This is a genomic window from Pseudoalteromonas sp. Isolate3 (assembly GCF_022398505.1).
Classification (GTDB): Bacteria; Pseudomonadota; Gammaproteobacteria; order Enterobacterales; family Alteromonadaceae; genus Pseudoalteromonas; species Pseudoalteromonas apostichopi.
The window spans coordinates 1-3,484 of record NZ_JAKEVN010000203.1; the positions used below are offsets into that span (position 1 = coordinate 1).

At 36.6% G+C, this 3,484-nt stretch carries 2 protein-coding genes; both read right to left on the reverse strand.

Going from position 1 to position 3,484, the window contains the following annotated elements:
- Positions 1–41: 41 nt before the first annotated feature.
- Complete coding sequence (locus L1D46_RS20085) at positions 42–494, reverse strand: hypothetical protein (RefSeq protein WP_130052838.1); 453 nt, start codon at positions 492–494, stop codon at positions 42–44.
- Positions 491–3,484, reverse strand: a 2,994-nt coding sequence (locus tag L1D46_RS20090; protein WP_239978126.1) for a hypothetical protein, incomplete at its 5' end; no start/stop codon positions are given. The genes L1D46_RS20085 and L1D46_RS20090, both read right to left, overlap by 4 nt.

The following is a 3,484-nucleotide window of genomic DNA, read 5'->3' on the forward strand; positions in this document are numbered from 1 at the left end:
CATTAAAAGGAAAATATATCCCCCACCAAGTAGTTTTATTTTTAAATTTTCATTTCTCGTATAATTTCCTCTAAATTTTCATGCCAATGATTGCTAGCCGCTGTACTTGATTTTACTAAGTGAGTTTTATGCTTCTCGAGCTGTGATTTAATTACGGCAATCCACTTTTCATCATTTGGTTTGGCTTCTAATACTTGTTCAAAAGCAAATAACATACTTGAGAAGAACCACAAATATTTCGCGTATTCTGGATCATTTTTTGATTTAGCGACATACTCACCACTCGCTAATTCAGGGTGAGCGATACATAATGCTAAATACTGCTGATAAATTCCATGTGCTTGTGCTGAAGCCGAAGTATTACGCCCTACCTGAACTTGCCAGAAAGCAATAATCAAAGCCCCTATTGCCACAAATAAACTAGTAATTGGAACCCAATTTTTCCAAGTTTCAATATTTAATAAAACGGCAAAACCTGTTTCAAAACATGTCATCTGTTTACTCCTGCTGGTTTAGTTTTAACGGCTCTATATTTTTTTATTTTTCTTGTGAAAGCTGCTAAATCAATGTCAGCAGTACTAATTGATATTTGTTTGCTTCCATGAGCATGAGAGATTAAACGATCATAACGTTCTTTATAAGGTGCTTGTATCGTTGATCCTCCAAACTCACCAATATTAGAAATAACTATATGTTGATACATATGATATTGAAGAGCAGCAGCCATATTATCGAAGGTGTTTACATCTTGGTTATGAGCAACCACTACAAATAAATCTGTAGTATTTCTTAAATCCGCGGCTAGCTTTATATCTGTCGCGTCATAACAAATAGCCCCACTAATTCTGAAAGGCCCTTCATCATACCCATGTAATTCTAAAATGTGCTGACAAGGCCTATAACCAATAATCCCAAGAGCAAGCTCATCCTGAGTCATGTTTTCTTTACCTTGATCTCTGATCACCCATTGCCTTCCACTTTCTCTATAATCAGGTATAAACCACCTAGCTACATTGACTAACTTTCCTTCATGATTAGTAAATACCAATCCGGCAAAAATAATAGCACCAGTTGTATCAGCAAGTCGTTTAATGAGATCTTGATCATCAATATGTACAGCTACTTCTGCAAAAACAATTAAGTCAGCAAACGGTTTAGTTTTTTCACCTTGAGCTTGTGCTTTACTTTCTAAAGTTTTTAACGTTAGTTTACAAACCGAAGATAAGTGCTCACGGTGCTTAGTCCTATAGACTGGATTATTAAGTTCAGGATCGGAAACACTAAAGTCCGACGACATAGGCAAAAGCTGCTGAACTGTTGCAACCCTTAGGTAGTTACGTTTGCTAGGTCTTGCAACTCTCGTTGGTAATGCGGGTAAAGAAGAAGAGTTACAAATAAGACTATTTAAATAACTCAACCTTTTTTTTAGGCAAAATTCAAATGTTTCTAAGCACTCTATAGAGCGTACATCTAAATCACTCACAAATGTTGATTCGAAGCCTGGCCATTGTAGGCAACGAATTAATAAGTCTGAAAACCAGTCTGTTACTTTAGAATATTCCCCAGTTAAAGTCTCAGGCGAATGCATCATGCCCATGCGCCTTTTGAACCAACTTGTTTTCACACCTTTATAAGCGACGATATCACCTTGCTTCCAGCGGTTAGTTGTAAAGTCTGCACTACCAATTACAGAGGCCCTTAATATAATACCTATCCAATAAATGACTTTTTTACTTTCGCTGCTTTTCTCAATCCATTCTGGAAACTCATATCGAGGGTCCTTAAATGATACACTCCCTTTTCGCTTAGATTCAGCAACCTTAACTGACGGTCTCCACAACTCAGACCATCTTGTAACCGCATCCAATTTAATTTCTATTTCAGCCGGTGTGGCACCCAGTATAGGTGTATTTCCAAAGCTCTTTTGTTGAGTTGCTTTTAATAAACTTAATGCTAACTTTATTAACGCATGCTCAAACTCAAACCCATTTGAGTCAGAATGAATAACCTTGGATAAAAGCTGCTTTTTAGCTCTAGGCTGAGCACTTGATTGAGGGGCTGCCCAATCAAATTTCTTAGTAAGCGCATGAAGAGTTTTTCTTTTTTTAAGCTGTTTCCATATCGCATTCCAAAAGAGGCCGCCTCTCTTTGCGAAAACGTCCAACGCCTTGGCTTTATTTACATCGTCAAAATCACACATTGACTTAATCAGAGAAGCAGCATAAATATCAAACTTTCCCGTCATTTGTGCTGAGATTTCATATAAAGCGCAGTGTTCATACTTAAACTTTGATTGAGCGCCAGCTAAAATAATGTGCAACTCATTCTGGAGAGTCGAATTCGACTTTTCTTTGATAACTGGTTTATTAGTAGCTGCAAGTAACATTAATGCTTGTCTTTCAACAAATTTAGAACTTTTATTAGCGCTTGCAATAACTGCTAATGCATAGTTAGCAATCAAATCAATCACAGAGTTTGGTTTAATTGAACTTGGGTAGATTGACTTCTGAAATGTCAATATAAAATCAAGTCCACATCTAAATATGTCTGCTAGCAAATAATCCATCATTTGCGCTGTAATAGTGTCATTTATTTTTGCGCTATTCGCATAACTACTACGAGAAAAAATAGCCTCAACTACTGGCTCAAATAAATCAGCTTCTGGGTGAATTTCCATTGCCTTTCTCAACACTAATGCAAGCGAAGGATCTTTCATCCAAGCTGTAATCAACTTTTTAGCTAACAGTTCTTCTCCACTACCAGCGTTACTGATTCTGCGTTTATTTCTTACAATGCTTTCTAACCTATTTGCTGCAAATCGCTTTAATGTATCTGGTCGAATATCATGATCGTAATTAGCAATTTGTAACAACGCAGAGTCATTGTGAGAACTTTTTAAAGGAGGTAAATCTATATCTTCAATATCTAAAAAGCTCTCTAAAAGACCTGAAACTGAATCTAAAACATCACGATCAGCTGGTCCACTGAGCTCTCCTTGAGCCATTTCAATCCGATTCGACATACTGCCACTATCGTCTAAATCTGAAAAAAGAGTCACCTTTGTTTTATCATTATTCAGTTTAAGATCAGCGCCACCATGCTTTTTCAAAAGATTATTTATATTTCTATTTAAAGCACGCCTTATAGAGCCTACAGATAGATTTTTTGCACTTATAACTAAACGTAAATCATCCACATAGCGACAATAATCATGGACAAAAATCGAGCTTTGAGGGCTTAGTTTCCTACCGATTAATTCACCTACCTTTTCATCAAATTCGATTAAAAATGCATTGGCAAAAAAACCGGCAGATACCAACCCCTGCGGTAAACCTTGCTCAACATTGCCTAGCTTTAAATCGGCAGCTAGTTTTAAATCGTGCTTTTCCCACTTCCAATCTGAAATACGGTTAAACGCTTCCCAAAATCTTGTGCACTCTGGGTTACCAAATTTTTTAGATATTCTTTTTAATCTAACTATTAA